The sequence below is a fragment of the Chelatococcus sp. KU-N122 genome (genome assembly GCF_055391085.1).
On sequence record NZ_AP043981.1, the window covers coordinates 8234796 to 8260424 of the forward strand.

Below are 25629 nucleotides of genomic sequence, written 5' to 3' on the forward strand. Positions count from 1 at the left end.
TTCAGATTCCCGGCCGCTGGACATCGGACGTCACATTGGCGGTTTCCTCGCGAATCTGTTCCCTGATCATTTCCTTCAGCCTCGGCTTGGACAGCTTGCCGGCGGAGGTCATCGGAAAATCGGAGACGATTTCGATCCGCTCGGGCCACTTGAACTTGGCGAGACCTTTCGATGACAGAAACGAGCCGAGCTCTTGTGCGGTAATCAGCGCGTTCGCGGCCGTGGGGATGACATAGGCGCAGGCGCGCTCCCCGTAGGTCGCATCGGGCATGCCGACGACCGCGATGGCGCCGATGGACGGATGCTCGATGGCGACCCGCTCAACTTCCTCGCAATTGATCTTTTCGCCGCCGCGGTCGACGACATCCTTGATGCGCCCCTCGAAGACGAGATAGCGTCGCCCGCCGATCTCGCGAAACCGCATCAGATCGCCGGAGCGGTAGAAGCCGTCCGTCGTGAAGGCGACCTGGTTGCGCTCCTCCGCGTCGAAATATCCGCGTGTCGTGCAGGGGCCGCGAACAACGAGCTCGCCGACGTCCTCCGCCGCCACCTCGTCCTCGCTCTCCGGCTGCAGCAGCTTGACCTCGTCGAAGGGCGACAGCGGGCGGCCGACGGTGGTGTGCACCGCCTCCGGCGGATCGGACGCATTGCAGTAGCTGAGCAGCCCTTCGGTCATACCGAAGATCGGCCAGGTCGGTGCGCCGCCCACGAAGGAGCTGTACCTCGCAACGCCGCCCGTGATCGAGAATCCCCGCACGTTCGAAAAGTCGATGCGATCGCGCCAGCCGGCCTCCAGCAGCCGGAACAGAACGGCCGGCGGCAGGATCATCCAGTTCGGCTTGCGCTGGGCCAGGAGAGCGCCGACCACGGCAGGGTCGAGGGTCGCCGAAACCGCCACCTCGCCTCCCGACAGCAGCGCCGGAGCCCAGATGCACGCCATGGGCGCGTTGTGCATCATCGGGTTCGGCGTGAACGCGACGGTCTCCTCGTCGAGCCCGTGGCACGTCACGACGGTACGCACCGTATAGAGATATTCGTTGTTGAACCGCGGAATGATCTTGGGCACCCCGGTCGTTCCGCCGGAGAGCTGGAACAGCGCGACCTGGAACGGATCAAGCTCTACGCCAGCCACCCGAGCTCGCGCATCCGCCGCGTCCTCCTGCTCGATCAGACTGTCGAAGGCATGGAGCCCCTCCTCCGGGCGATCGGGCCGACCGGACGCAGCGATGGTAAAGGCCAGAGAGGGGATCTCGGTGCGCATGTCCCGCGAGAATGCGACGTAGTCGAAGCGAGGATCCGTCGCCGGGATGAAGTGGGCCCGCGCGCCCGAATGACGGCCGATGTAGCCGATCTCGAGCCCACGGTGAGCGGCCAGGGTACAGACCGGGATGAGGCCGACCTTGAGACATGCCACGACGGCGATGACCAGCTCTTTCGAGTTCGGCAGCTGGAAGAGCACCCGATCCAGCGGCTGCAGGCCGAGACGCAACAACGCCGAGGCCGCCTTGTCGGTCAGGACGTCCAAGTCCCGATAGGATAAAACGCAGTCCACCTCCGAAACGGCGATGCGATCCGGCCATCGACGCACCGCATCCCGGAATGCAGAGGCAAGTGTTTCTTGTGTCAACACGCCCGCATCGACGTAATAGTTCAGGCGATCCGTCGGCTGATAGACAACTCCGCGCATCCGGTCACGTGGCCCTACGCTCTCCATTGAATCCCTCCCGGTTCGCTTTCGGCGCGGATACCAGTTCTACGGCCGCGGGGCACGCGCGTCCCAGCGTCAGCACTCGACATGTCTCGATCTCAGAACGACGGATAGGTGTCAACCGAATTCGTCACGTATGTCGAAAATTAGTTTGACATGTCGATTTTGCTCCCGCATCAAATTGCCAAGGGCGCGCCGCACGACCATGCGCCGAAAGAGGAGACGGGGCATGCGGACAGTAACGGCCAAGTCGTCGCAACCTGGCGTGGCGACAACGACTGCGGGCCTGCGCGCGACCCAATGGGATGAAGACCGCCTGCCGACGGGAGTCTCGTTGACGGTCCACCCGCTGCGCACGGCGGACGGCGCTTCCGTCACCGGTTATCTGTTCCGCCGTGGGGGAGAACGCACGGTCGTATGCAGCATGCACCCCCGCGAAATCGTGGTCGCCAACTATGTCGTTCCCGAGGTTCTCCTGGGAGGCTGCGCGATGTGGGTCCTCGGGCCACGCTCGCCGGGCAACGATCTGCGGCTCGAGCACGAGACGGCACTGCTCGATCTGGCCGCCGGACAACGCTTCCTACGCGACGTATTGGGCTTCGAGCATTGCGTATTGCAAGGCACGTCGGGCGGCGGCCCGCTCGCCGCATTCTACTGCCAGCAGGCGGCCCGACGCCCTGAAGACCGCCTCAAGCGCACGCCTGGGGGACGACCGATCGACCTCGAGGGAGCGCTGCTTCCGCCAGCCGACGGCGTCATCTTGCTCTCTGCCCATCTCGGCCAGGGCCAGCTGATGATGAACTGCATCGATCCCGCCGTCGTGGACGAACGCGATCCGCTGGCGAGCGATGACAGCCTTTCGGCCTTCAGCCGCGAGAACGGCTTCCGCCGGCCTCCCGAGAGCTCATCCTATTCCGCGGCCTTTATCGCGCGCTATCGCGCGGGCCAGCGCGATCGCGTCGCTCGCATCGACGCCCATGCCCGCGAGCTGCTGGCCCGCAGGGCGGAGGCACGGAACCGGCTCAAGGCCGCGCCCAGTCCGACCGACGCTGTCCTCGCCGCCTACGCCCCGATCTTCCAGGTCTGGCGCACCGACGCGGACCCGAGATGTTTCGATCTGTCGCTCGATCCGTCGGATCGGTCCTACGGCTCTCTGTGGGGCCCGAACCCGATCGCCTCGAACTTTGGCAGCATCGGCTTCGGGCGGGTCTGCACGCCCGAGAGCTGGCTGTCGAACTGGTCGGGCCTGTCCTCGAATGCATCCATGGAAGCCTGTGCGCCGGACATCCGGCAGCCCTGCCTCATGATCGAGTACACCGGCGACAACAGCGTGTTCCCGCAAGACGCCGCCGCGATCTTCGGCTGGCTCGGCAGTGCCGACAAGGTGCACCGCCGGATTCAGGGAAATCACCATGGGCAGCCGATCGCCGAGGGCGCGCCGAGCGGACAGCTTCAGGCGGGGCAATGCGTTCGAGATTGGCTCGAGGCACACCGCTTCGCCTGAGGCTCCGCAGCCGGCGATCTCGAGACAATGGAGACAAGGCATGGGCGCCCCTCTCGTCAGAATGGGTCTGATCGTTCCCAGTTCCAACACCACCATGGAAACCGAGATCCCGGCGATCCTGCAAGCGCGGGAGCGGGCAGGGATCAGCGAGCACCGGTTCACCTTCCACTCCAGCCGCATGCGGATGAAGCATGTGACCAAGACCGAGCTCGAAGCCATGGACCGCGACAGCCTTCGCTGCGCGGCGGAGCTCGCCGACGCGCCCGTGGCAGCCGTCGGCTATGCTTGCCTGGTCGCGATCATGTCGATGGGGCTCGGCTACCACAGGCAGTCGGAAACGCAGCTCGAAGGCGTGCTGAGGTCGGAAGGGCGCGCCGTGCCCGTGGTCACCTCCGCGGGCGCGCTGGTGGATGAGCTCGCGCGCGCCGGGGTCCGGTCCGTGGCTCTCATCACGCCCTACATGCGCCCTCTCACCGATCTCGTCGTGGGCTACATTCGGGCCGAGGGGATCGCGGTGACCGACGCGATCGCCCTCGCGATCAGCGACAATGTCGCCGTCGGCCGGCGGGATGCGGAGCTGCTGCTGAACGACGTTGCCCGCCTGGACCTCGGCGGCGTCGATGCCGTCGTTCTGTCCGCCTGCGTCCAGATGCCGTCGCTGGAGGCGATCGAGCGGGTCGAGCAGAAGCTCGGCCTGCCCGTGACCTCGGCGGCCGTCTGCACCACCCGCAAGATGCTGAGTGCGCTCGGCCTGGAGCCGGTCGCGCCGGGCGCCGGCTATTTCCTGTCGGCGCAGAATCTGGCTGCGGCGACGCTGGGAGCCCTGACAACGCCTGCTGGCGAAAACTCCGCGTGTGCAGTTGCAAATTAAATCGCGAGACAACTCACACTAATACTGACAACTGCCCTACACTTTTCTCAAAAAATCCCGTCGAATCGACGGCCCAGACGAAATGGAGGCGAGACATGCCGCACGACACGCAAGTCGCGCAAGCAACAGATTCACCTTATACACAGGCGCGAGACTATCGGACAAAGGCCGTATCGACGGCGGACCTGACAAGGGCCAGCCAGGACGGAGAGCGCCTGGCCCTCGACGGGGTGGACCACACCGCGAGACCGACCTGGAAGCTGCGCGAGACGATTGAATTCTACAGGGACATCCTCGGCCTCCCTCTCGTCCATACGATCAGCGCGCGCGGCTGGGGGCCCGAGGGACATCCCGACTTTCTGCACTTCTTCTTCGACGCGGGAAAGACGGCGACCATTGCCTTCTTCTACTACATAGGCACGGATCGCCCGGACAAATACACGCCCGAAGACAGTCATTTCTATTCCGCCACGCATACGGCCTGGAGCGTTCCAAGCTCCGAAGAATTGGTGCGCTGGAAGACCACTCTGGAGCGCAGGGGTCTCGCCGTATCGGCCTATACGCGCCACGAGATCCTCGAATCCATCTATTTTCGGGATCCGAACGGATACCCGATCGAGATCACCCTTCGGCTCCGCGATCTCGAGGTCATCGATGCAAAGGATGCTGCGCTGACGCTCGAAGCGGCGATCCAGCTCGAGGATGAGCTGCATGCGAACGGCGATCGTCTTCGCGACATCGACACGGTTTGGCGCAGGAAGGCGAAGCTCGTCGAAGCACTGATCGGGAACGCCTGAGATGGTCATCGTCTATGTCCTTGACGTTCCGGAGTTTCTTCCCGTCGTCCATGCGGCGCGGGCCATTCCGGAATGCGTCATCACAAAATCGGACGAGGGCTATCACAGGATCGAGGCGCCGACCGAGATCACCCTCTCCCGAAAAGCCATGAACATGAAACCCGCGGTTTGGTACGGGCTGTTTACGGGCGGACTGAACGGAGAGATCGCCGAGTTCGGCCGCGACGTCGTGCGTGTCGTCGGAACCAACCGGGCTTTGTAACCCGCGCCGGGACCTGCGGGCGCAAGTTGGGCCGCCGTGAGGCCCGGCCCGCAGGACATGATCATTGCCGCGAATACGGCCCAAGACCTTATCCACGCGGCCGCCACTCGGGCGCTCGACGAGCGCGCAGCAGCGCTCCGGATTCAAGAAAAAAATCGTGATCATGCCTCGACAGATGGATGTTCCCATCCGCTAGAGCATTTTTCAGCAATTAGACACGTCTCGTCCGATAGATAAACGCTCTTCTTAGCCGACGCATGCTTGAGGGCTGAACGGCATAAATTCACCAATCACAAACTGGGGGAGATCGACAACTATGCAAAGGTACGTGCGCTATGATTGTTTGCAAGAAGCGACCGACGCTCGGAACGAGGTCGCCTTGCCGACACGTTTCGACAGGACGGCAAGCGTCTCCATATGTATTCTGAGCGGCACTTTGGCCGCATCGTGCCCCGTCACGAGCGCTCGAGCAGGCGATCTGCCGACGAGCAAGGCACCTCCGACCGAATACGTGCGGACCTGTCCTGCACACGGCATAGGCTTCTTCCAGATACCGGGCGCCGACACCTGCATCAAGATCGGCGGTCGAGCCAGGTTCGACTATCAGTTTTACTCTGCACCGCAGATGAACGTTGACCGGTCGAATTTTCGCGGGTCAGGACGCATCTCGGTCGATGCGCGCACCGCGACGGACTGGGGCACGCTTCGCACCTTCATCCGCTATGACATCAATTCGGCCACTGGATCCGATATCGCGACGCCGCCGCTGCTGCGCTACGCTTATGCGTTCGGCGCGACCGGCATCGACACTTACGGTCGCCAGCAGAAGCAGGTCGACGCAGACAAGGCCTTTGTTCAGTTCGCCGGCCTGACGGCCGGCCGCTCCGCCTCGTTCTACGACTTCTACGCCGGGGACATCGAGCTCATCGGCCTTCCGATCGCGTCCAGCCGCTCGTCCACGACCCTGGCCGCCTACACGGCCCAGTTCGGCTCCGGGTTCAGCGCGACGCTCTCGGTGGAAGATCCCATCCTTCGGCGTAACCCGCTCTTCAACACGGGCGGCGTCTACGCCAACCAGGCGCCCGGCTCGCTGCTCCCGACGGGGATCACCAACAACCCCAGCTCCGGTGTGACCTTCGTCTCGCCGGTCACGCTGTATGGCGCCGCCGGCATCGCCGGACAGGCCTACATCGACGTGGTTCAGCGCAGCCAGCTGCCCGACTTCATCGCCAATCTGCGTGTCGATCAGGGCTGGGGCTCGGCGCAGCTGTCGGGCGTCGTCCATCAACTGAGCATCGGCCAGTACATCTCGACGACCGTTCCGGGCGCAACGACGACGGCCGCCGGGGGGATCGCCCCCGCGACGACCGGCACATACGCAGGCTTTGCCAACACGAGCGGCTACACCACGGCGAACGGGCTTCAAGGCCGGCGCCCCGACGCCCAGTATGGCTACGGCGTGCAGGCCGGCGTGAAGCTCAACCTCCCGTTCCTGTCGCCGGGCGATACCCTCTGGCTCCAGGCCGCCTATGCGCGAGGCGCGATGGCTTACACCGGCAACGATATTCCGATCGGACCCGAAGGCGTGGGCAAGGCGCTGCCGGGCGGCCGGCTGGCGGTGACCGGCGTCGACGGCTATGTCGATGCGTTCGGCAGCCTCAAGCTGACCACGTCGAAGTCTCTCAATGTCATTCTACTGCATTATTGGGCTCCGCAATGGCGTTCGGGCTTCATGTTCAGCTATGGTCGGGTCGACATCCCGAACTCGGCACGCATCTCCGGGCCGCTTGGCAATATCACTGCGCTTGCCGCCGGAACTCCGCTCACCGCAACCAACAATCCTCTCTACAACGTCACTTTGAAAAGCTATGAGCAGTTCGTAACCGGGGCCAACCTGGTGTGGTCGCCGGTAAAGGACGTCGATATCGGCGCCGAAGTGCTTTATCAGCGCCTCGATCCGGACGGCCGCGTTTACGATACGAGTCGGACAGGCACCGGAAAGACCGTCAGCTACGACAGCAACTGGATCACCCGTCTCCGCGTCGAGCGCGCCTTCTGAGGGTGATCGGCAGGACGAGCCGGCCTCGACGCCCGTCGGTCCGCCTGGCCGGCCCGAGGCCGCGCATCGCGATCGAGCCGCCGCCGGCGCCGGCAGGGAGCCGGGCCGGCGGCAAGGACCGGCGCGGCTCCGTCGCTCCGGGCGCTCGCGTCGGCGCACGGTAGAAATCGGACAGCGCGGACAATCGAACCTGATCTCATTTTCGATTTGTCGCACAGCAAGGAGACGAGCATGCACGCGGATACTTCGTCGAGCGGACGCGCGCAGAGCGGCCACGCAGCGACCGAGGCAGCGCCGCTCAGGCAGGTGGCGATCGTTGGCGGAGCGGCGCTTGGGCTTGGTGCCGGCTTCGCGCCGGTCTATTTCGGGACGCTGTCCGTCTTCCTGAAGCCGATTGCGACGGAACTCGGGTGGGGACGGGCAGAGACGTCCGCGGCCGGCGTGCTGTCGATGCTCGGCCTCTCCGTTGGCGCCGTGCTGGTCGGTCGGCTCATCGACCGCTTCGGGCCCGCGTTGGTCATCTCGACCTCGGTGCTCGTTATGTCGGCTCTGATGTTCGTGCTGGCGCGGGCCACGAGCAGCCCGTGGCTCTTCGGGGCATTCAGCTTCGCGATCGGCGTTGCGGGTGCGGCAACGACACCACCGGGCTATCTGTCGGTGCTGGCGCTCTGGTTCGACCGCCGGCTCGGCCTGGCCCTCGGCCTGGCGGGCGTCGGCATGGGTGTCGGAACGGTCGCGATGCCGATGATCGCCCAGTGGCTGGTGTCGAGCTACGGCTGGCGCGATGCCTACGGCGTGCTCGCCGGGGGCGCGGCCGCCCTGGGAGCTGCGGCCTGCGCGTTGCTGTTCGCCCGAAGCCGCAGCGCGGTGCGCGAGCTCCGTTCGGGAGGGGGCGACGTGGCGCCCGCGGCAGGCGAGACGGCAATGAGCGCTGTCCGGAGCGGTCGCTTCTGGCTTCTGGCGGCCGTGGTGTTCGTCGTGGCGGCGGCAAGCCTGGGCACGTCGATCCATCTCGTGTCGCTGATTACCGACCGAGGCCTCACCGCCGCCGCCGCCGCGCAAGTCGTTGCGACGGCCGGTGTGGGCGTCGTTCTCGGGCGGATCATCGCCGGCGTCCTTCTGGACCTGTACCCCGCTACGCGCATCGCCGCCGTCGCTTTCCTGATGGCCGGCGCCGGAGCCTTGATGCTGGCGATCGGAACCTCCTTTGGCCCCATCCAGATCGCAGCTTGCGCGTTCTTGATCGGCTTCGCCATGGGCGCCGAAGGCGACTTCATCCCATACTTTGTCCGGCGATATTTCGGGCTGATGGCATTCGGCTCGATTTACGGGCTGCTCTTCTTCGTGTTCGGCGTCGGCGGGGTGATCGGCCCCATTGCCTTCGGCGTCAGCTTCGACCGAACGGGGAGCTACGCCCTGCCGTTGTGGGGTGCCGCCATAGCCCTCTGCTGCGCGGCCATCGGCATACTCCAGCTGGGCCCCTACCGGTATGGATCCGATGCTCCTGCTGCTCGAACGAACGACGCGTCTTGACACCCCCGGCAACGTCATTCGGCCGTATGAAGACCGAGAGGAACGGATCCAAGATGACCATCGCTGAAGCTGGCCTCGTGTCCCTCCCCCTGCCGACAGCCGTGACGGCATTGCGCGACAAACCGAGCGTCATGAGCGACACCACCGATGCGACGAACAGCGGCGCATCGTGTCGGACCTATCGCTTTCCGGTGAAACTCGATCCGCTCGGCAGCGAGACGATTGAAGTGTCCGGCGTGCTGGCAACGCGGCAGCCTCTGACCGAGGACACGACCATTCAGATCCTCCTCGCCGGTGGATCGAACAACGGCTCCTACTGGGATTGGCCATTGGAGCCGGAGAAGCACTCATATGTGCGGCACGCGACCCTTGCGGGCTTCGCGACGCTCAACCTCGACCGCCCCGGCTACGGCCATAGCGACCGCCCCGATCCCGCAAAGCTCGACTTCAAGGTTCAGGCTTACGTCGTTCACCAGGTCGTCGAGCATCTCAAGCAGGGCTCGCTGGGCTTCAACTTCAAGCGCGTGGTTGTGAATGGCCACTCGATGGGCGGGATGGTCGCATGGCATGCTGCGGCCGACTATCCGGGCATCGATGCGGTCGTGGTCAGCGGCGTCGGACACAACCTCTCCGACCTGGCGATGGGCGCCGTATTCAAAGCGCTGGTACCGATCGAAGACCACCCGCGGTACGGCCGGGGTACCGGGTGGGCACCTGGATACTTCGTCCGCCGGCTATCTCCGAGCCTGCCGAGCTCCGTGTCCGACTGGTACACGTCCATGCTGGAGGATACGGTGATGATTGCCGAGTTGAACGCAATCAGCACGGACTCCAAGAACTATTCCATAACCCAGAGGATCGACATCCCGGTGCTGTTCGCACTGGGACAGTATGATGTACGCTGGTGCTCGACCACGGGCGACTGCGCCACCGATCCAGCCTTCCTGCACGAGCCGAGCTATTACAAGCCCGGAGCCGACTTCACTGCATTCATCGTTCCTGACGCGGGCCACCTGATCAACAAGGACCCTGGTGCGCACGTCTTTTTCGAGCGCGTCACCGCGTGGCTGAATGAACGTGGCCTCTGAGCCCTGACAGCACCTCCGAGCCGGCCGAGGCCACGCCGGCAGCGTCCTTCGCGGCCCCTTACCCCGCGAGCTGCCGCTCGCAGGCGGCGAGCAACGTGCACAGCGCGATGACCTCCGCCGCCTGCCGCACTTCCGCGAGGCTCGGATAGGTCGGCGCGATGCGCAGTGTCTTGTCTTCCGGATCCCGGCCGTACGGATGCGTCGAGCCGGCCGGCGTCAGCGCCAGGCCGACCGCCTTGGCCAGCGCAACGACGCGCGCCGCCGTCTCCGCCATCGCGTCGAGGACGATGAAGTAGCCGCCGAGCGGCTTGCTCCACCGCGCAAAGCCGTAGGGGCCGAGGCGCCGTTCCAGGGCCTCGTCGACCGCCGCGAACTTCGGCGCGATCAGCGCGCGATGCTTCTCCATGTGGGCCGTGATGCCGGCCATGTCGCGCAGGAAACGCACGTGGCGCAGCTGGTTGAGCTTGTCCGGCCCGATGCTGCGCTTGCCGGCACAGTCGAGATACCAGCGCACGTTGGCGGACGACGCGGCGAGCAAGGCGAGCCCGGCGCCGGCCAGCGTCACCTTCGATGTCGAGGCGAAGACGATCGGCCGGTCCGCGTGGCCGGCCTCGGCACAGGCGTCCAGAATATTGGGCAGCCGCGGCCGCGCATCGGTGAGGTGGTGGAGCGCGTAGGCGTTGTCCCACAGGATGCGGAAGTCGCCCGCCCCGGCGCTCATCCGCGCCAGGCGAGCCACGGTGGCGTCGCTATAGGTCTCGCCGCTCGGATTGGAGTATTGCGGCACGCACCAGATGCCCTTGACGGCCGGATCGGCGGCCAGCCGCTCGACCTCGTCCATGTCAGGCCCCTCGCCGGTCAGCGGCACCGGAAGCATCTTGATGCCGAGGATCTGGCTGAGGGCGAAGTGCCGGTCGTAGCCCGGGACCGGGCAGATCAGGCTGATCTCGTCCTCCTTCACCCACGGCCGCACGCTACCGGGCACGCCGTGCAGCAGTGCGTAGACCAGCACGTCGTGCATCAGCGCCAGGCTCGAATTGTTGCCGACGACGACCTGCCCGGCAGGCGCGCCGAGCACCGGCGCGAACAGCGCCCGCACCTCGGGCAGGCCCTGGTTGCCGCCGTAGTTGCGGGCGTCCTCACCCGCCTCGGTCAGATGATCGCGGTTGCCGGGCAGCGCCAGCATGCCCTCGGCGAGGTCGAGCTGCTCGGGCGATGGCTTGCCGCGCGTCATGTCGAGGGCGAGGCTGCGGCCTTTGAGCGCCTCGTGCTCACGGACGAGGTCGGCATGGAGGGCGCGCACGGCGTCGGCGCTCATCTGGACCAGAGCGGTCATGGGGCTATGTCCGTTGCTCAGGGTTTGGGCGGCTCCTGAATACTGCCCAGGATCACCTCGCGCATCACCCGCGTCGGCGGGATCCACTGGTTCTCGACGAGGTAGTTGCCGGCCGTGATGGCCACCACGAGCTCGAGCGCCGGCACCAGGAAGATCCGCTGGCCGCCTTCGCCGAAGGCCATCCAGACGCGCTCCAGGCGCCCCGGTGCCCATCCCTTCGGCTTGCCGAACGCGAAGTCGGCCACGTACCACTGGTAGCCGAAGCGCCGTATCTCATCGACGCTGGCGATCGGCGACGTGCTGCGCGCCAGCCAGGCGGCCGGGACCACCTGCCGGCCGCCGGCGACGCCGCCGCGCAGCATCATGGCGCCGACCTTGGCCATGTCGCGCGGGCTCATGCGCAGCCCCGACGCGGCGAAGGGCTCATCATGGCCGTCGGCAAGCCATTCGGTCGGGCCGATCTCCAGGGGATCGAACAGCACCTCGCGGGCCAAGGCATGCAGCGGCCGGCCGGTGCCCTTGGCGATGAGCCGCGCCAGCAGGGCCGTGGCGCCGCCGCAATAGGTCCACCGCCGCCCCGGCTCGTCGACCACGCGCCGCTCCAGGATGTAGCGGTAACGATCCGTCGCCAGATCCATGGCGATTTCGCTGTTGGTGGGATCGGAATAGGGAACGCTGGTCTCGTCCCAATCGGTCCCCATGGTCATCGACAGCACGTGATGGATGGTGAGCTTCTCGCGCCCGGCCTGCCCGGCCAGATCGGCGTACTCCGGAAATGCCGCCAGCAGCGGCGCCTCGGGCGGCGGCACCCTGCCCTGCTCGAGCGCGACGCCGTAGAGCAGCCCGACGATGCCCTTCGAGACCGAGCGCATGTCGTGCAGCGTATCGGGCCCGAAGCGGACCTTGCCCAGGGGGCGGCCGCGCCGGTTGTCCTCGCCCTCGAAATAGCGCTCGAGCACCAGCCGATCGTTCCGCACCACGACGACGCCGTGCAGGTTCCACACGCGTCCGTCCGCCACCGCCCTGTCGAGCCGTGCCTCCAGATCAGGAGCAAAGCCTGCTTCGCCGGCGCCGATCGGCGCGTAGTCGGCCGCTACCGCGGACAAGGGCTGGATGGTCTGCGCCATGCAGATCGCTCCTGCACCGATGAGGACGCCTCGGCGGTTCAGCCAATGCACCGGCCCGGCTCCCGTTGGACGTGCCCGCCCCCCCCGGGCGATACTGCCATGGGGCCAATCGCCCGGGCAACCGCGGCCCCTCACCCAGCCCCGGCCGGCGGCGCGAACACGCTGATCTCCGGCGCGTTGCCGCCGAAGCGCTCGACCTCGACCAGGGTCGTCATGGCGATCGGCCCTTGCGCCAGCTTGGACGTACCCTTGTCCATGGTGAGCACATTGGGATTGCCGTGGACGTCGCGCGGCGCCTCCTCGGTGCCCTCCTCCGGGTCGTACCAGGCACCCGTAGCGAGTTGCACGACGCCGGGGCGCAGCGCATCGCTCAGCACGGCCCCGGCGAGGCACTCGCCGCGTCCATTGAAGACGCGGACGATGTCCCCGGCGCGGATGCCGCGGGCTGCGGCGTCCATCGGGTGCAATGCGATCGGCTCGCGGCCAGCGATCTTGCTCCCCCGGCTCAGGGAAGCGTGGTCGTGCTGTGAATGCAGGCGCGTGGCCGGCTGGCTGGAGATTAGGTGGAGCCGCTGGCCCCCGGCCGCCGGGCTGCCGAGCCGCTCTGCCGGCTCGATCCAGGTCGGGTGCCCGGGGCAGTCGTCATAGCCGAAGCCGGCGATCGTCGCAGACGCGATCTCGATCCGCCCGGACGGCGTGGGGAGCGGGTGGGCGCCGGGGTCGCTGCGGAATGCCTCGAACAGCAGCGGCCTCGTCTCCGTTTCGGGCAGCTCGATCAGGCCCCGCTCCCAGAATTCGGCAAAGTCCGGCAGGGCTATGCCCATGCGCGCCGCGGCGGCCTGCGATTGTGCGTAAAGACGGCGGATCCAGCTCATCTCGTCGAGACCGTCGGTGAACGCCTCGGCGACGCCGAGGCGCGCGGCGAGCCCGCCGAAAATATCGAAATCGTTACGGGATTCGCCGACCGGCGGCATCGTCTGCCGCATGGCCACCGCCACCGCCTCACCGGCCATCGCCGCGAAGTCGTTGCGTTCCAGCGGCGTCGTCACCGGCAGCACGATGTCGGCGTGACGGGCGCAGGCGTTCCAAAACACCTCGTTGACGATGACCGTCTGCGGCCGCCGCCAGGCGGCGAGCAGCCGGTTGATGTCCTGCTGGTGGTGGAACGGGTTGCCGCCGGCCCAATAGACCAGCTTGACGTCGGGATAGGTCAGGCGGCGGCCGTTGTAGTCGAACGGCGCACCGGGCGTGAGCAGCATGTCGGTGAAGCGGGCGACGGGGATAAAGGCCTCGACCGGGTTGCGCCCCTGCGGCAGCGCCGCCCATGGCACCAGGGGCGCCGGATTGCCGATGTAGTTGCAGCAGCCGTGGCCGATGCCAAAGCCGCCGCCGGCCAGGCCGATCTGGCCCAGCATGGCGGCGAGCGCGATGCCGGCCCAGATCGGCTGTTCGCCGTGGTCGCCGCGCTGGATCGACCAGCTCAATGCGATGAAGGTGCGGGTGCGCGCCATACGGCGGGCGAGATCGCGGATCGCCGGGGCCGGCACGTCGGCGATGGCGGCGGCCCACTCCGGCGTCTTGGCGATGCCATCCGCCTCACCGCAGACGTAGCGGCGGAACTCGTCGAAGCCGACCGTGCAGCGCCCGAGGAACTCCTGATCGCACAGGCCCTCCGCGATCAGCACATGGGCGAGCGCCAGCATCAGCGCCACGTCCGTGTTGGGCCTGACCGGCAGCCACTCGGGCGCAACCAGCTCGGGCAGATCGTCCCGGATCGGACTCACGTTGACGAAGCGGACGCCGCGCTCGGCGCATCGTGCCAGGGACCGGCGCACGATATGCCGCCCGACGACGCCGGGGCTGACCTGGGCGTTCTTGGCGTTCATGCCGCCGAAGGCGACGATGAGCTCGGCATGCTCCGCCAGCAGCGGCCAGGGCGTCTGCATGGCGTGGAGCGGCCGCAGCCCGTGCCCGATCACGTAGGGCACGATCACCTCGGCGGCGGCATGGCTGTAGGCGTTGACCGAACGCGTGTAGCCGCCGATCAGGTTGAGGAAGCGGTGCAGCTGTCCCTGGGGATGGTGGAAGCGGCCGGCGCTGCCCCAGCCGTAGGAGCCGCCGAAGATCGCCGCGTTGCCGTGATCCCGGCGGACACGCTCCAGCTCGCCCGCCACCAGATCGAGCGCAACCTCCCAGCTCACCGGCACGAACGGCTCGCGGCCGCGCCCGGCCCCGCGGCCGTCAGGGGTGCCGCGGCCGTCGAGCCAGCCGGCGCGGACGTGCGGCCGGCCGATGCGGCTGGGCGCGTCGAGGCTCGCGGCCAGGTCGAGGCCGATCGGCGACGGCTCCGGATCACCGGCATAGGGCTCCAGCGCAAGGGAACCGTCCGTGCCGCGCCGGGACCGGTAGGTGCCCCAGTGAAAGGCGGCATAGCGTGCGCTCGCCTCGTCCTGTCCGTTCATCGCCCGCATCCCGCCCGTTCGGCCAATGATGTCCGTTGTAGGCAGAGGCGACGGACAAGGCGAGCCCGGCAACATTCGCAGCGCGGCCAGCTCGGCTGGGAAGGACCAAAGGGCACCGGTGGGTCGAACTCGATGTGAGTATACCAGATCATCTTGCTGGCATAACGCGACAATGCTATAGCCCATGGAAAGGCAAGACATCGGGAGGATCCGCGCATGCGCATGTCGGTCCGGGAGTCGTGGAAAGGCTGGCGGCCTTGAGCGTCGGCAAGCCGCAGCGTGCGGGCCCGCTCGGCCGCTTCACCGTGCTGGACCTGACCCGCGTGCGCGCCGGCCCCACCGCGGTGCGGCAGCTGGCCGACTGGGGCGCCGACGTCATCCAGATCGAGACGCCCGAGCCCGGCGACGGCTACGGCGGCCCCCGCCATGGCTCCGACTTTCAGAACCTGCACCGCGGCAAGCGCAGCCTGTCCTTGAACCTCAAGGCCCCGCGCGGCATCGCGATCCTGAAGCAGTTGGTGGCGCGAGCGGACGTGCTGGTCGAGAACTACCGGCCGGACGTCAAGGAACGGCTCGGCATCGGCTACGAGACGCTGAGGGCGGTCAACCCGCGCCTCGTCTACGCCAGCATCTCCGGCTTCGGCCAGACTGGCCCCTACGCGCTGCGCCCCGGCTTCGACCAGGTGGCGCAAGGCATGGGCGGCATCATGTCGGTGACCGGCCTCAAGGGCCAGGGACCGGTCCGGGCGGGGATTCCCGTCGCCGACCTGAGCGCGGGGCTGTTCTGCGCTTTCGGCATCCTGCTCGCGCTGATCGAGCGGGAGACCTCCGGCGAGGGGCAATGGGTGTGCGCCTCCCTGCTGGAGGCGCAGATCGCCATGATGGATTTCCAGGCCGCCCGCTGGCTGATCGACGGCGTGGTGCCCGGCCAGGCCGGCAACGATCATCCGTCGATCGCGCCGATGGGCACGTTCCGCACCGGCGACGGCCATATCAACATCGCCTCGGCCGGGGATGCCATGTGGCGCAAGCTCTGCGCCGTCGTCGGGCTGGATGCGGTCGTCGACGATCCCGATTTCGCCGGCGATGCGCAACGCACGCGCAACCGCGCCAGGCTGAGCGAGCTGCTGAACGGAGCGCTCTCGGCGAACACCTCGGCTCACTGGATCGAGCGGCTGAACGAGGCCGGAGTGCCGTGCGGACCGATCTATCGCATGGACGAGGTGTTTGCCGATCCGCAGGTGCGCCACCAGCAGGTGGCGCACGGCCTGGCCCATCCGGTGCTGGGCGACATCCAGGTCGTGGGCCAGCCCGTCAGCCTGAGCCGAACGCCGAGCCGCGTCGAGACGGCGGCGGCCGAGAAAGGCCAGCACTCCGCCGAGATCCTCCAGAGCCTCGGCTACGATCTCGAGCAGATCGACGATCTCAAACGAAACGGGGTGGTGTGATGGACACGCAATCGGCCGACGCCGCGGTGCCCGTGGGCCGCATCGAGCACCATGTGGAAGGCCCGGTCGGCCAGGCGCTGATCGCCAACCCGAGCAAGCTGAACGCGCTCTCGCTCGGCATGTGGCAGGACCTCGAGAACGCCTTGAGCGGCTTCGAGGCCGACCCGGCGATCCGTTGCGTCGTCATCGCCGGCCAGGGCGGCAAGGCCTTCGCCTCCGGTGCCGACATCTCCGAGTTCGAGAAGCGCCGCTCCAGCGAAGCGGACGTAGCGCGCTACGACGAGATCTCGAAGGGCGCGCTGGTGCGGCTCACGGTGTTCCCGAAGCCGACGATCGCCCGGATCGAGGGCTATTGCATCGGCGGCGGCATGGCGCTGGCGCTGAGCTGCGACCTCAGGATCGCCGCCGACGACGCCCGCTTCGCCATCCCGGCCGCCAAGCTGGGGCTCGGCTACGATTATCGCGGCATCCAGCGGCTCGTCGATCTCGTCGGCCCGTCCGCCGCCAAACACATCTTCTTCACCGCTCGACAATTCGGCGCGGAGGAGGCGCTCCGGCTCGGCGTCGTCAACGAGGTCGTGCCGAAGGCCGAACTGGCGGCGCGCACGGCCGAGCTCGCGGCCACGATCGCGCAGAACGCGCCGATGACGATCGCAGCCGCCAAGCTCTGCATCGCCAATACTGTCGCCGATCCGGACAAGCGGGACCTCGACGCATGCGCGCGAGCCGTCAGCGCGTGCTTTGCCAGCGAGGACTATGCGGAGGGCCGGCGGGCATTCGCCGAGAAGCGACGCCCGACCTTCAGGGGCAGGTGACGCGGCCAACAAGAACAGTCGACGGGGAGGATGATCGTGAGCCGCTTTCGTGAGCTTCTGGCGGGAGGCAAGCCCCTCATCGCGCCACTGGTCTTCAATCCGCTGACCGCGCGGCTGGCGGAGGAAGCGGGCTTTCAGGCGCTCTACCTGGGCGGCGGTTCGATGGGCTACGTCAAGGCCGTCACCGAGGCCAATCTCACGCTGACCGAAATGGTCGAGGCCGGGCTCGAGATCCGCAGCGTCAGCCGTGCCCCGCTGATCCTCGACGGCGCCTGTGGCTGGGGCGACGCCATGCACCTGCGCCGCACTATCGCGCTCAGCGAAGCGGCCGGCTTCGCCGCCATCGAGATCGAGGACCAGCTGGCGCCCAAGCGCGCCCACCATCACGTCGGCATCGAGCACGCCATCCCCCTCGACATGATGGTCGGCAAGATCAGGGAGGCCGTGGCCGCCCGCTCCGACCCCGACTTCGTCATCATCGCCCGCACCAATACGGCACGCGAGGTGGGCCTCGACGAGGCGCTGCGGCGGGGCGAGGCCTATCGGCGCGCCGGCGCCGACATGCTCTTCGTCGTTCCCAAGACGCCGGAGGAGGTGCGGACCATCGGCGAACGCCTCGGTGGCCCCCTCATGTACATGACCCTGGGCGGCGGCCTCACCGCCGGCGGCATGAGCGTGCAGGACCTGCACGCCGCCGGCTACCGGCTGCTCGTCGATCCGGCGAGCCCGCTGCTCGCCGCCTACGCGGCCATGCGCGCCTCCTACCGCGCCATGGCAGCGGGCGACGCCGATCCGACCGCGGCCACGCCCCAGGCGGCGGCGGAGCTTCAGAAGCTCATTCACCACACCATCGGGCTCGAGACACTGCTGAATATCGAACGACGAACGGTCGAGACCGGACAACACAAGTAAAAGCCGGCCGACAATAAAACTGAACAGGGAGGTTTGACGTGATCCGAGGAGTATTGGCGGCCCTAGGCCTCGCCGTATTCGGCCTGTCCCCGGCAGCCGCGCAGGAGCCGCCGATCCGCGTCGGCACGATCTTTCCCATGAGCGGCCCGGCGGGAACGAGCGGCATCGACGCCGCCGCCGGCGCCCGCGTGCAGGTCGAGCTGATCAACAAGCGCGGCGGCCTGCTCGGCCGCAGGCTGGTGATCTCCCAGAAGGACGACGAGAGCACGCCCGCCGTCGGCATCAGCCGGGCCAACGAGCTGATCGGCGAGAAGGTCGATGTCGTCTTCGAGGGGCGCAACTCCCCGGTCGCGCTGGCCATGCAGCCGGTCATCGCGGCCGCCGACATCCTCGACATCACCTGCTCGGCCAAGGCCGAGGCGGTGCTCTCCGGGAAAGGCAACCCCTACGGCATCCGCATCATCAGCTCCAACGAGATCGATGCCGAGGCCATCGCCCGCTACGTCATCGAGACCAAGGGCGCCGGGCGCATCGCCTTCATGATCCAGAACGATGCCTACGGCAACGACTTCCGCCAGCTCATCGAAGACAAGATGAAGGCGCTCGGCAAAGAACTCGGCAAGCCGTTCGAGATCGTCCTGACGGAGAAGTTCCCGTTCAAGCAGACGGACTTTCGCGTCTCGTTGACCGCCGTCAAGTCGGCCAAGGCCGATGTCGTCGTCGTCATCAACGCCGCCACCTCCGGCATGTCGGCCCTCGTCCAGCAGTACCGCCAGGCCGGCATCGAGTCGCAGTTCGTGGCCGGCATCGCCCTGCTCACGCCCGAGGTCTTCAATGTCGCCAAGGACCAGCTGAACGGCATCGTCAGCGGCTCGGCCTACCTGCCCGAGCTGCCCCCGCTCGACGGCGTCGCGCGCGCCCGCGAATTCTACGACGCCTATCGGCAGGCGATCGGCCGTCCGCCCGGCGAGGAGGCCGGCGTCGCGGCCCAGGCGGTCAGCGTGTGGGCGAGCGCGGTGGCGCAGACGCAGTCGCTCGACCGGCTCAAGCTGGCCGAAGCCATCCGCGGCCACACGGTCAAGGACACCAACTTCGGCGACGTCGGCTTTGCCGCCAACGGGCAGATGACGGTCAAGCCGCGGATGTTCGAGGTCGTCGACGGCACCTCCGGCAAGCTCAAGCTGGTCGAATGATGGCGTCGGCCCCTCACGCCGCGGTGCTGCACGTGGACCGGCTGTCCGTGCGCTACGGCGCGCTGCAGGCGCTCGACGACGTCAGCTGGTCGGTCGCGGCCGGCGAGATCCTCGGCATCATCGGCCCGAACGGTGCCGGCAAGAGCTCGTGCTTCGCCGCCGTGACCAACAGTGTTCGCCACGGCGGCGAGAGCTACCTGGCCGGCGAAACCATCACGTCGGTGCCGACGCACGAGCTGGCGCGGAAGGGTCTACGCCGCACCTTTCAGCAGAACAGCTTCTTCGGCGACCTCACGGTGATGGAGAACGCCATGAGCGTTCTCGTGCGGGGCCATTCCACACCGCTCTGCGCCAGCCTGCTGCTGCCGTGGCGCGAAGCGGCGACGCGGCGGGCCGCGACCGGCGCCGCCAGGCAGTTGCTCGATCGCTTCGGCATCGCCGCCGTGCACTACGACAAGCGCCCCGGGGAGATTCCCTATGGCATCCAGCGGCTGCTGTCGGTCGCGTTGGCCTATGGCGACGGCCCCCGCGCGCTGCTGCTCGACGAGCCGGCCGCCGGCATCGGCGGCCGCGACATGCGCCATCTCGCCAGCATCCTGCTCGACCTCAAGGGCGCAGGCTTGGCGCTCGTCGTCATCGAGCATCACATGGATCTGATCATGGCGGTGGCCGACCGCATCGTCGTCATCGAATCCGGCCGGCATCTGGCCGAGGGCGCCCCCGCCGCCATCCGGACCAACCCCGCCGTGCTCGAAGCCTACCTGGGGCGTACGCAATGAACGTCCTCGACGCGCACGATCTGACTGTCCGCTATGGCGGCAGCGTCGCTCTGCGCGACGCCACGCTCGGCGTCGGCGCCGGGCGTCTGGTCGCCGTCGCCGGCGCCAACGGGGCGGGCAAGAGCACGCTGGTCAACGCCTGCGCCGGCTGGTCCCGCGGCACCCCGTCGGTCGGCGGCGACGTCAGGCTCGACGGGCGCAGCATGGCGCGTGCGCCGGCCTACCGGCGCGCGCGTCTGGGCATTCAATGCGTTCCCGAAGGCAAGAACGTCTTCGGCGAGCTGACAGTGGAAGAGAACTTCGCGCTGGTGCCGGCGGTGCCGCCACAGTCCGGCCGCCACGCCTTCACCCGCGACGACGTGCTGAGCCTGTTTCCGCGCCTCTACGAGCGGCGCACGCACAAGGGCTCGGCGCTCAGCGGCGGCGAGCGCCAGATGCTCGCCATCGGCCGGGCGCTGCTGGCCGCACCGCGGGTCCTGCTGCTCGACGAGCCCTCGGTGGGCCTGGCGCCGCGCCTGATCCTGGACGTGCTGACCGTGGTCCGCCGCCTGGTCGACCGCGGCCTCTCGGTGCTGCTCGTCGAGCAGAACGTCAGCGCTGCCCTGGACGTGGCCGACGAGCTCTACCTGCTCGAGCGCGGCCGCATCGTCGGCCACGGCGATGCGGAGACGATGCGCAAGGACGACCGCATCGCCCAAGCCTACCTCGGCGGCCTGACGGAGGTGGAGCCGTGAACGTTCCCCAGCAACTGGTCAACGGCCTCATCATCGGCTCCGGCTTCGCCTGCGTGGCGCTCGGCTGGACCATCCTGCTTGGTGCTGCGCGCCTGGTGAACTTCGCGCACGGCCAGATGTACATGCTTGCGGCGTTCATCTGCTGGTTCGTGCTGACCCGGTGGGGGCTCGGCTTCGCCGTAGCCGCCGTCATCGCCGTGCTGCTGATGGCCGTCCTCGGTGTCCTCATGCAGTCGATGATGAGCGGGCTCGTCATGTCCCAGAACCTGACGAGCCTGATGATCGTCACCCTGGGCTTCGGCTACATGATCCAGGGGGCGGCCGGATTGGGCTTCGGCGGCTCGCCGCACCCGCTCGCCAGCCCAGCCGACCAGGTGCAGTTCGAGGTCGGCCCGATCTGGTTCACCGGCCAGGACCTGCTGATCGTCGTCGTCACCCTGGCGCTCTACGCCGGCGTCTGGCTGCTACTCAACCGAACGCGCCAGGGGGCCATGGTCCGCGCCATCGCCGAGGACCCCAAGCTGGCGCAGATCTTCGGCATCAACACCTGGATCGTCTACGCCATGGTGTTCGTCCTGGAGGCGGTGCTGGTGGCGGTCGCTGCCGTGCTGGTGGCGCCGAAGACGCCGATCCTGACCAGCATGGGCTTCGAGGAGGTCATCATGACCTTCGTCGTCGTCGTGCTCGGCGGCGTGGGCAACGTCGGCGGCGCCCTCGTGGCCGGACTGCTGCTCGGCATCTTCACGGCGTTCTTCGGCGCGCTGGTGTCGCCCGCCTACGCGACGGCGGCCTCGTTCGCGGTGCTGCTGGCGTTTCTGACCCTGCGTCCGGAAGGCTTCTCGTTTCGATGACCGAACACTCCATCGCCCTCGACCCGCCTGCCGCTCACCGCAATCGTCTTCCGCCCGCCGCCAAGGCCTTGCTGATCGCGGCTGCGATCGCCGTCGCCTATGGCCTGCCCGGGTGGCTCGGCGGCTCGCCGCTGACCTACGGCTTCTTCGTCACGCTGGCGATCTTCGCGGTCATGGCGGTGGGCGTCGACATCGTGCTCTCGTATCTGGGCGAGGTCAGCCTCGGCCACACGATCTTCTGGGCGATCGGCGGCTATTCGGCCGCCATCCTGTCGACGACCTGGGATGCCAACGGCTGGGTCACGGCCGCGGCGGCGATCGGACTGGCGCTGGCGGCGGCGGCGTTCCTGGGCTGGGCGACCCTGAAGACGCGCGAGTTCGTGTTCTCGCTTGCCACCTATGCCGCGGCGGTGGTGGCGGGCGAGATCGCCTTCAACACCGACGCGCTGGGCGGTTCCGACGGCATCGTCGGCATCCCCCCGCTTCGCCTGCCCCTGGGCTTCGCGGAGTTCTCCGGCCGGTCGAGCCAGGAGCTGTGGCCGCTCGCCTTGCTCCTGCTCGTGCTGTCCATCGGCTTCGTCGACCGCTTCCGCCGGTCGCGCCTGGGCACCGAGGCGCTGATGGTGCAGATGAACCCGCCGCTCGCCGTCGCCTCGGGGCTGGATATCCGCCGGGTCAGGTTCCAGGTCTTCGTCGTGTCGGCGCCGGTCACGGCGTTGGCCGGCTGGCTCTACGGCTATCAGCGGGCCTACGTCGGCCCGGACATGTTCGACATGTACTTCCTCACCCTGATGCTGACCGCGGTCATCGTCGTCGGCCGACGCGTCCTGCTCGGGCCGCTGCTCGGGGTCGCGCTCATCCTGCTGCAGCAGAACTACATCTCGATCGGCGGCGACGGCAACAAGGTCATACTGGGCGCGGTCCTGGCCTTCGTCCTGATCGTCTGGCCGCAAGGGCTGGCCGGCATCGTCAGGCGCATGGCGCGGCTGCGGAGCGGCGCAACGACACCGCCGTAGCGACCGCCCTCCGTCAGGCGTCCGTCGCCGGAAACAGCGCCTGCGAGACCGCCATCAGGTAGTCCGCCGTCTCCGGCCGCCCGATCTCCAGATGCCAGCGCATCAGGCGATGGGCCTCCTCGGCATCGGCGCGAAGAATGACCTCCATCACCGCTTCATGCTCGGCCGCCGAGGCCTTGAGGCGCCCCGGCAGCCGGAACGAGTAGCTCCGGTAGTGAGCCATCCGCCGGCGCAGCTCCATGATGGTGCGCTCGAGGAAGCGGTTGCGCGCGCCCATGTAGATGGTCTGGTGGAAGTCCAGATTGACCTGGACGTAGGCCTCGATGTCACCGGCCTCCGCCGCCTGACGGCCGGCTTCGGCCAGCTGGCGCAAGCGGTCGCGCTGGACACCATCCATGCGCCGCGCCGCGAGCTTGGCGCAGAGAGCCTCGAGATCCGCCATGAACTCGTATTGCTGCAGGAAGTCCTGGAACGACAGCGAGGCGACGAAGCAGCCCTGCTTGGGCCGCGCCTCCACCAGCCCGGCCGACACGAGGCGGTTGAGCGCCTCGCGCACCGGCGTGCGCGACACGTTCAGCCGCGCGCCGATCTCGCGTTCGTCGAGGCGCTGGCCGGCCTTGTAGAAGCCGCTGGCGATGTCGTCCTCGAGGGCGCGCTGCACCCGCTCGCGCTGGCCGGTGGTCGCGGGCGCCGGGTCTGTCCTGACGGTGTTGGCGGGCACTGCATCCACTTTCGATCCGGCCTCCAGAGTGAACGTCCTGGATAGGAGCAGCGGATGTACTATGCAAGCGTAGCGACGCCCGCCCGCAGAAGTCCGACCGTTGATGCGCCTATTGCCCACTGGGTCGCCAATGTAGGCATGGCGTCGGGGCGGCGGCCCCGAGGACGATTTCTTCCGCGAGGCTCGACCAACCCAGAAGATCGCGCTGCCGCGGCGCAGATCCACCGCACCGCCTCTATGGCGATCGATGGCGCCGCCGTCCCTGCGAAAGGCGGCGGCAGGCCCGCCGTCTTTCGCGCCTCGCCGTCGCGGATGCCTTCGCCCTACGAACCGCTGCGCTCCTGCGGCGTGATGTCGAGCGCCTGGGCCCGGCCCTGGCGCAGCAGGTCGAACGGCACGCGCCGGCCGATCTTGTCCTCGGTCAGCACGCGGATGAGCTCGTCGGCGCCGGTGACGCGGCTGCCGTCGACCGCCACGATGACGTCGCCCGCTCGCAGCCCCGCCGCGGCCGCCGGGCCGCCGCTCTCGACGGAGTCGACCATCACGCCGGTCGCCTGCTCCAGGCCGGCGACGACCTGGACGCGCCGCGCGATCACGGCCGGGTGGGCGGCGATGCCGATCGATGCCCGCCGCACCCGGCCGTGGCGGATCAGGCCGCCCATGACGAAGCTCGCGGTGTTGGAGGCGACGGCGAAGCTGATGCCCTGCGCGCCCATGATCATGGCCGTGTTGATGCCGATGACCTCGCCGCGCGACGAGACGAGCGCGCCGCCCGAATTGCCCGGGTTGAGGGCCGCGTCGGTCTGGATCACGTCGTCGATGAGCCGGCCGTTCTTGGCGCGGAGCGAGCGGCCGAGGGCCGACACCACGCCGGCCGTGACGGTGGCCTCGAAGCCGAGCGGATTGCCGATGGCAATGGCGATCTGGCCGCGCCTGAGCAAGCCGCTGTTGCCGAGGCGGGCCGCCGGCAGGTTCACCGGCTGCTCGACGTGCACGAGCGCGAGGTCCGTGTCGGGGTCGTCGCCGATCAGGCGCGCATCGAAATGCCGCCCGTCGGCCATCTGCACGCCGACGCGCACGGCCCCCCGGGCCACGTGGCTGTTGGTGAGGATCAGCCCGTCCGGCGACAGGATCACGCCCGAGCCGGAGCCGGCCGGGCGGCCGTTCTGGCGGATATCGAGCTTGACCACCGCCGGGCCGACCAGGTCGACGACGTCGGCCACGGCCGTCGAATAGGCGTCCAGCAGCGGGCCGTCGGCCACGGCGGCGGGCTGAGGCGCCCCAAGGTCGGCCGTGTCGTCGTCATTGAGGAGAAAGTGGGGAGTGAAGTCGAGCATGGCTGCAATCACTGTTGGTTGTTCAACGAAATATGGCGGCCATGGTTCGGCGGTTAAAGAGGCGGGCAGCGGCGGCCCTTGCACGTCCGCACGGCCACGTGCAGGGCGATGCTCAGGTGCCAGGGCGAGGCCCCCGCGCGGCAGCCCTCCCGTCAGATCGGGATCGGCGGCAGGCGTGCGACGGCGCGGGTCAGGCGGTGGAACTCGCCGAGCGCACCCGGCGGGATGCCGAGGCACAGCGTGGCCTGCATCGCCGTCAGGTGCGCGCCGATCCGCTCCACCTCGTTCGCCCCGGCCTCGGTCAGGCGCAGCAGCGAGCGGCGGGCGTCCTGCGGATCGCGCCGGTCGCGCATCAGCCGCAGCCGGATCGACCGCATGACGATCCGCACCGCGGTGGTCTCTTCGACGGACGACATCTCGGCCGCGGTGCGGATGTCGACGTCGGGCGAGCAGCCGACGACGCTCAGCAATGCGTACTGCGACGGGCTGATGTCCTCGCCGGCGAAGTCCCGCCAGATCCGGCGGTAGCTCCTGCGCGCGATGCGCAGGAAGAACCAGGGATAGTGCGCGGGAACGGGGATGCCCGGGATCGCCGCCGGCCCCGGCGGCTCGAGGCGCGCCACGGTGGCGATGCGGGCGATGGTGGCCCAGCTCTGCACCACGACGGCCTGTTCCGTCGTGGTGAGCGGCGACATGAAGGCGTCGGTCATGCGATCGACCGCCGGCAGCAGCCCGCGCAGCAGATCGCTGCCCGGCGCATCGATGGTCAGGATCGAGCGGCGCCCGTCGCGGTCATCCTTGCGGCGCTCGATCCACGCGAGCTCGCTCAGCCGCTTGACGATCGGACCGATGGTCACCTTGTCGATGCCGACCCGCTCGGCCAGCTCGTACTGGCTCGTGCCGTGCGAATGGCGGAGCTCGATGAGCGCCAGAAACTGCGGCTGGGTCACGGTGGTGCTCACCACCTCGCGCCACAGGGCCGAGCCGACCTGATCGGCGACACCCAGCGCGAAGCCGGGCGTGGCCAGGACCGACGGGACCAGGTTCGAGAGGTTGCGGGATGGGCTCACGGCGTC

At 68.0% G+C, this 25629-nt stretch carries 22 protein-coding genes; 15 read left to right on the forward strand and 7 right to left on the reverse strand.

From position 1 onward, the window contains the following. Nucleotide 1: 1 nt before the first annotated feature. Nucleotides 2-1714: an AMP-binding protein gene (locus ACZ5PO_RS37130; RefSeq protein WP_464187973.1), complete on the reverse strand. Its 1713-nt coding sequence runs from the start codon at nt 1712-1714 to the stop codon at nt 2-4. A gap of 328 nt (nt 1715-2042) precedes the next feature. Between ACZ5PO_RS37130 and ACZ5PO_RS37135 the strand changes: the two genes are divergently transcribed. The 7 genes from ACZ5PO_RS37135 to ACZ5PO_RS37165 all read left to right on the forward strand — a co-directional run bounded on the left by ACZ5PO_RS37135 (nt 2043) and on the right by ACZ5PO_RS37165 (nt 9822). Next, complete coding sequence (locus ACZ5PO_RS37135; RefSeq protein WP_464187975.1) at nt 2043-3212, forward strand: hypothetical protein; 1170 nt, start codon at nt 2043-2045, stop codon at nt 3210-3212. 61 nt (nt 3213-3273) lie between these two features. Next, nucleotides 3274-4083, forward strand: coding sequence for a maleate cis-trans isomerase family protein (locus tag ACZ5PO_RS37140; RefSeq protein ID WP_464187977.1), 810 nt, complete (start codon nt 3274-3276; stop codon nt 4081-4083). Nucleotides 4084-4178: 95 nt separating this feature from the next. Continuing rightward, nucleotides 4179-4880, forward strand: a complete 702-nt coding sequence (locus tag ACZ5PO_RS37145) for a VOC family protein (RefSeq protein ID WP_464187979.1) — start codon at nt 4179-4181, stop codon at nt 4878-4880. A gap of 1 nt (nt 4881) precedes the next feature. Beyond that, nucleotides 4882-5142 carry a hypothetical protein gene (locus ACZ5PO_RS37150; RefSeq protein ID WP_464187981.1) on the forward strand — a complete coding sequence of 87 codons (261 nt, stop codon included), beginning with the start codon at nt 4882-4884 and terminating at the stop codon, nt 5140-5142. 379 nt (nt 5143-5521) lie between these two features. Beyond that, nucleotides 5522-7201, forward strand: coding sequence for a porin (locus ACZ5PO_RS37155; protein WP_464187983.1), 1680 nt, complete (start codon nt 5522-5524; stop codon nt 7199-7201). Nucleotides 7202-7432: 231 nt separating this feature from the next. Further along, nucleotides 7433-8734 carry an MFS transporter gene (locus tag ACZ5PO_RS37160; protein ID WP_464187985.1) on the forward strand — a complete coding sequence of 434 codons (1302 nt, stop codon included), beginning with the start codon at nt 7433-7435 and terminating at the stop codon, nt 8732-8734. A gap of 53 nt (nt 8735-8787) precedes the next feature. Then, a complete protein-coding gene (locus tag ACZ5PO_RS37165) occupies nt 8788-9822 on the forward strand; it encodes an alpha/beta hydrolase (protein ID WP_464187988.1) in 1035 nt (344 codons plus the stop codon). Between the two features lie 58 nt (nt 9823-9880). Here the strand turns inward: ACZ5PO_RS37165 and ACZ5PO_RS37170 are convergent, their stop codons facing one another. From ACZ5PO_RS37170 to ACZ5PO_RS37180, 3 genes are all read right to left on the reverse strand, one after another. Next, complete coding sequence (locus tag ACZ5PO_RS37170; RefSeq protein WP_464187990.1) at nt 9881-11158, reverse strand: aspartate aminotransferase type Ic; 1278 nt, start codon at nt 11156-11158, stop codon at nt 9881-9883. A 17-nt stretch (nt 11159-11175) separates the two neighbouring features. After that, the gene (locus tag ACZ5PO_RS37175) at nt 11176-12285 is read right to left on the reverse strand and encodes a serine hydrolase domain-containing protein (protein WP_464187992.1); all 1110 of its coding nucleotides are present in this window, start codon (nt 12283-12285) and stop codon (nt 11176-11178) included. Nucleotides 12286-12416: 131 nt separating this feature from the next. Next, nucleotides 12417-14747, reverse strand: coding sequence for a molybdopterin-dependent oxidoreductase (locus ACZ5PO_RS37180; RefSeq protein WP_464187994.1), 2331 nt, complete (start codon nt 14745-14747; stop codon nt 12417-12419). A gap of 257 nt (nt 14748-15004) precedes the next feature. On the opposite strand from ACZ5PO_RS37180, the gene ACZ5PO_RS37185 reads away from it, so the two are divergent. From ACZ5PO_RS37185 to ACZ5PO_RS37220, 8 genes are read left to right on the forward strand one after another with little or no spacing between them, the layout of a single operon-like run. Beyond that, nucleotides 15005-16195, forward strand: coding sequence for a CaiB/BaiF CoA transferase family protein (locus ACZ5PO_RS37185; protein ID WP_464187996.1), 1191 nt, complete (start codon nt 15005-15007; stop codon nt 16193-16195). After that, a complete protein-coding gene (locus ACZ5PO_RS37190) occupies nt 16195-17010 on the forward strand; it encodes an enoyl-CoA hydratase (RefSeq protein WP_464187998.1) in 816 nt (271 codons plus the stop codon). Before ACZ5PO_RS37185 ends, ACZ5PO_RS37190 begins: the two co-directional genes overlap by 1 nt. 36 nt (nt 17011-17046) lie before the next feature. After that, nucleotides 17047-17922, forward strand: coding sequence for an isocitrate lyase/PEP mutase family protein (locus ACZ5PO_RS37195; protein WP_464188000.1), 876 nt, complete (start codon nt 17047-17049; stop codon nt 17920-17922). A 38-nt stretch (nt 17923-17960) separates the two neighbouring features. Then, nucleotides 17961-19115, forward strand: coding sequence for an ABC transporter substrate-binding protein (locus ACZ5PO_RS37200; protein ID WP_464188002.1), 1155 nt, complete (start codon nt 17961-17963; stop codon nt 19113-19115). Then, entirely contained in the window at nt 19112-19894 is a 783-nt protein-coding gene (locus ACZ5PO_RS37205) for an ABC transporter ATP-binding protein (protein WP_464188004.1), read from the forward strand. The genes ACZ5PO_RS37200 and ACZ5PO_RS37205 overlap by 4 nt, the downstream gene beginning before the upstream one ends. Next, on the forward strand, nt 19891-20628 hold the full coding sequence (locus ACZ5PO_RS37210; RefSeq protein WP_464188006.1) for an ABC transporter ATP-binding protein: 738 nt from the start codon (nt 19891-19893) through the stop codon (nt 20626-20628). Before ACZ5PO_RS37205 ends, ACZ5PO_RS37210 begins: the two co-directional genes overlap by 4 nt. Beyond that, nucleotides 20625-21479 carry a branched-chain amino acid ABC transporter permease gene (locus tag ACZ5PO_RS37215; RefSeq protein WP_464188009.1) on the forward strand — a complete coding sequence of 285 codons (855 nt, stop codon included), beginning with the start codon at nt 20625-20627 and terminating at the stop codon, nt 21477-21479. The genes ACZ5PO_RS37210 and ACZ5PO_RS37215 overlap by 4 nt, the downstream gene beginning before the upstream one ends. Further along, entirely contained in the window at nt 21476-22495 is a 1020-nt protein-coding gene (locus ACZ5PO_RS37220; RefSeq protein WP_464188011.1) for a branched-chain amino acid ABC transporter permease, read from the forward strand. Before ACZ5PO_RS37215 ends, ACZ5PO_RS37220 begins: the two co-directional genes overlap by 4 nt. 13 nt (nt 22496-22508) lie before the next feature. Here the strand turns inward: ACZ5PO_RS37220 and ACZ5PO_RS37225 are convergent, their stop codons facing one another. The 3 genes from ACZ5PO_RS37225 to ACZ5PO_RS37235 all read right to left on the reverse strand — a co-directional run bounded on the left by ACZ5PO_RS37225 (nt 22509) and on the right by ACZ5PO_RS37235 (nt 25623). Further along, nucleotides 22509-23225, reverse strand: coding sequence for a GntR family transcriptional regulator (locus ACZ5PO_RS37225; protein WP_464188013.1), 717 nt, complete (start codon nt 23223-23225; stop codon nt 22509-22511). Between the two features lie 314 nt (nt 23226-23539). Next, a complete protein-coding gene (locus ACZ5PO_RS37230) occupies nt 23540-24553 on the reverse strand; it encodes a S1C family serine protease (protein WP_464188015.1) in 1014 nt (337 codons plus the stop codon). A gap of 152 nt (nt 24554-24705) precedes the next feature. Then, entirely contained in the window at nt 24706-25623 is a 918-nt protein-coding gene (locus tag ACZ5PO_RS37235; RefSeq protein ID WP_464188017.1) for a MarR family winged helix-turn-helix transcriptional regulator, read from the reverse strand. Nucleotides 25624-25629 lie beyond the last annotated feature (6 nt).